A 3683-nucleotide genomic window follows, 5' to 3' on the forward strand; every position below is an offset into this window, starting at 1 on the left:
TAGCGTTGTGGAACCACCTGATTCCATGCCGAACTCAGCAGTGAAACGCAACCGCGCCGATGATAGTGTGGCAGCTGCCATGTGAAAGTAGGTCACTGCCAGGCACCCAAACCCGAAAAGCCCTTCACTGATGTGAAGGGCTTTTTTCGTTTCTGCGGTCAGCAGCTTTCACATGGCAAAGGTAAACCCAGCGGAGCGAAACTCCAGGCGGCCTTTGCTGAGCTTCATACATGCTCTCTCACGTCCTTTACAATCGTTCATTGTTCACTTGGATCTATACTGTATCCATGTCGCGATACAAAGCGGCATGGGTACGGTATTTGTGCCTGATCTGCCAGTGTGGGCCCGCCAGGTCTGTATGCAACCTGGCTGAGTTTTTGTTCTTTGTCTGTGCCGTACTCTGTGGTCAGGGAAGGGGGATATAGATCACATTGATGCCAATTTTGTGTACAAAGATTTCACATCGATATAACACTGGTGTTTTTTTTACGGTATTATCTAGTTGGCTCCGCACTTGGCTCCGGCCTTGAAGTGGAGACTGGAGGGTAGTGCCACCGTCTCGACAGGATGTTGGCCAATAATAAAATGGCGGCTCAGTTTACAGCCCGCTCATTGGCAACGATTAACAAAGGGATCTGTTATGACCCAGGATGCAAAAACCGCACAAAGCAAAAACCATGATTTGCTTTATTCACTGCACGACAAGCCCGGCTTCTTTCCATCTGCCTTTGCTGCGCTGCAGCACGTACTGGCGAGCCTGGTCGGTGTTATCACGCCTACCCTGATCGTGGGTGGTGCGCTCGGACTGGGTGAACATGTTCCCTATCTGATCAGCATGGCGCTGATGGTCTCCGGTGTGGGTACCTTTATTCAGTGTCGTCGTATCGGCCCCATCGGTGCCGGCATGCTGTGTCTGCAAGGCACCAGTTTTGCCTTTCTGACAGCTGTGCTGTCCGCCGGCTTTATCGTTAAAAACCGCGGTGGCACTCCTGAAGACATTCTGGCCACCATCTTTGGTGTGAGTTTCTGTGCCGCCTTTATCGAAATTTTCCTGAGCCGCTTTGTACACAAGCTGCAGAAAGTCATTACTCCCGTTGTTACCGGCACCATCATTATTCTTATCGGTATTCCGCTGATTAAAGTGGCCATGACCGACATCGGTGGTGGTTTTGGTGCTCTGAAGACCGATGCCTTCGGCTCCCTTGATAACCTGCTGCTGGCCGCTATCGTGCTGGTGAGCGTGATCCTGCTGAACCGCTCCAAGAACCCCATGATCCGTCTGGCTGCCGTGGTTATCGGTTTGACCTTGGGTATGCTGGCTGCCTTCTTTATGGGGCGTCTGGACTTCTCCCATGTGGCCAGCCTGCCGCTGGTTTCCATTCCGGTGCCCTTCAAGTTCGGTTTCCAGTTTGACCTGGCTGCCTTTATTCCGCTGGCCATTCTGTTCTGCGTGAGCGCCATGGAGACCACCGGTGACCTGACCGCCAACTCCACCATCTCCCGTGAGCCGGTGAAAGGCCCGATTTACATCAACCGTATTCGCGGTGGTGTACTGGGCGACGGCATCAACTCCATGATCGCCGCCACCTTCAACAGCATGCCGTCCACCACCTTCAGTCAGAACAACGGCGTTATCGCCCTGACCGGTGTAGCCAGCCGCTTTGTCGGTATCTACATCGCCGGCATCCTGTTCCTCATGGGTCTGTTCCCCATCATAGGTGGCGTGCTGCAAACCATGCCCAAGCCGGTATTGGGCGGCGCAACCCTGATCATGTTCGGTACCGTGGCCGTTGCCGGTATTCGTGTACTGTCTCAGGCCAACCTTGACCGCCGCAACATGATGATTATCGCCATCTCCGTGGGCATGGGTATCGGTGTTTCCACCGTACCTCAGGTACTGCAGGCGCTGCCGGACACAGTGGAAAACATTCTGAAGTCGCCGGTTGCCATGGGTGCCATCACCGCCATCCTGCTGAGCCTTATCCTTCCCGAAGGGCCTGCCGAGGAAGAAGAAAGCACTGCAGAAACTGCAGCCCAGGCTGACGACGGTAAAAAAAAATTAGGTGAGGTTGGTTGACACTCACTAACTTATTGAGGCTCGAAATGGCTCAATCCCCTGGCGTACCTTCCCGGATTGTACGTCAGGGGTTTCCACATCCGGGGGATGCCAACTTTCCCAAAACATGGAGCTGAAAGTCTGATGCAAAACCCCAATAACACTCTCTGGATTAAATCGCCCCTTGCCACTCTGGATCCGGCCTGTGCCGGTGGCGTGGTGGTCAGGGGCAACACCATCGTCGAACTGGTGGCCAAGGGCAACACGCCCGGCCACCAGATTGACGACACTTTTGATGCCGGCGAGCATGTACTGCTGCCCGGCCTGATTAACGCCCACCATCATTTCTATCAGACCCTGACCCGCGCCCATCCGGTGGCGCTGAACAAGGAGCTGTTCTCCTGGCTGACCTCGCTCTACCCGGTGTGGGCGAAATTGCAGCCGGAAATGGTGGAAGTCTCCACGCAAATCGCCCTGTCCGAACTGTTACTGTCTGGCTGTACCACTGCCAATGATCATCATTACCTGTTTCCGCAAGGGTTGGAACAGGCCATTGATATTCAGGTGGAGCAATCCCGCAAGCTGGGCGTGCGTGTGCACCTGACCCGGGGCTCCATGAGTCTGGGCAAGGATCAGGGTGGCCTGCCGCCGCAATCCACGGTCCAGACCGAAGAGGTCATACTGGCCGACAGCGAACGGCTGATCGAGCGTTACCATGACCACGCCGACGGTGCCATGGTCAGGGTGGCGCTGGCCCCCTGCTCACCGTTCTCGGTCAGCGGCGAGCTGATGAAAGCTTCGGCGGAGCTGGCCGAAAAACACGATGTGCAACTGCACACGCACCTGGCGGAAACCCATGACGAAACCGAGTTCTGCCAGCGCATGTTCGGCATGCGTCCGGTGGACTACCTGGAGTCGGTTGGCTGGCTCAATCGCCGCACCTGGCTGGCTCACGGCATTCACTTCAACGAAGAAGAAATCGCTCGTCTGGGCAAGGCCGGGGTGGGAATCTCCCACTGTCCGTCGTCCAACATGCTGCTGGCTTCGGGCATGTGTCCGACCCTGGCTCTGGAAGCGGCCGGTTGCCCGGTGGGCATAGGCGTGGACGGCTCGGCGTCCAACGATGCTTCAAACATGATACTGGAAGTGCGCCAGGCACTGCTGCTGCAGCGGCTGCGTTACGGTGCCAAAAAAATCACCCACCAAAAGGTGCTCGACTGGGCCACTCAAGGCTCGGCCGCCTGCCTGGGACGTGGCGATATTGGCGAGATTGCCGTGGGCAAACAGGCGGATCTGGCCTTGTTCCGGCTCGACGACATTCAGTTTGCCGGCGCCGGCGATCCCCTGGCGGCCCTGGTGCTTTGTGGTGCCCAGCGGGCCGACCGGGTAATGGTGGCGGGCCAGTGGCGTGTGTCCGGCGGCGCCATTCAGGGGCTGGATATTGAAGCCCTGAAGGCACGCCAGCGGGAGCTTGCGGCACAACTGCGCTGAAGCAATTCTCATATGTCTAGTCCTGAAATAGGTTTACACATTTTCAGCTAGCTTTTCGCCACTCAGAACGCCCGATGCACCGCATCCGGCGTTCTGTATTTCAATGCGTGATGAGGCCGCTCCAGGTTGTAAATAT

The 3683-nt window shown here is 56.4% G+C and carries 2 protein-coding genes and 1 rRNA gene; all 3 read left to right on the forward strand.

Going from position 1 to position 3683, the window contains the following annotated elements:
- A 5S ribosomal RNA gene (gene rrf, locus Q9290_RS16435) occupies positions 1-104 on the forward strand; the annotation flags it as partial.
- Between the two features lie 536 nt (positions 105-640).
- Positions 641-2077, forward strand: coding sequence for a nucleobase:cation symporter-2 family protein (locus tag Q9290_RS16440; protein ID WP_306080722.1), 1437 nt, complete (start codon positions 641-643; stop codon positions 2075-2077).
- A 123-nt stretch (positions 2078-2200) separates the two neighbouring features.
- On the forward strand, positions 2201-3547 hold the full coding sequence (locus tag Q9290_RS16445; protein WP_306080723.1) for an 8-oxoguanine deaminase: 1347 nt from the start codon (positions 2201-2203) through the stop codon (positions 3545-3547).
- Positions 3548-3683 lie beyond the last annotated feature (136 nt).

It is taken from the genome of Oceanimonas aquatica, from assembly GCF_030732065.1.
In the GTDB taxonomy this organism is placed as follows: Bacteria; Pseudomonadota; Gammaproteobacteria; order Enterobacterales; family Aeromonadaceae; genus Oceanimonas.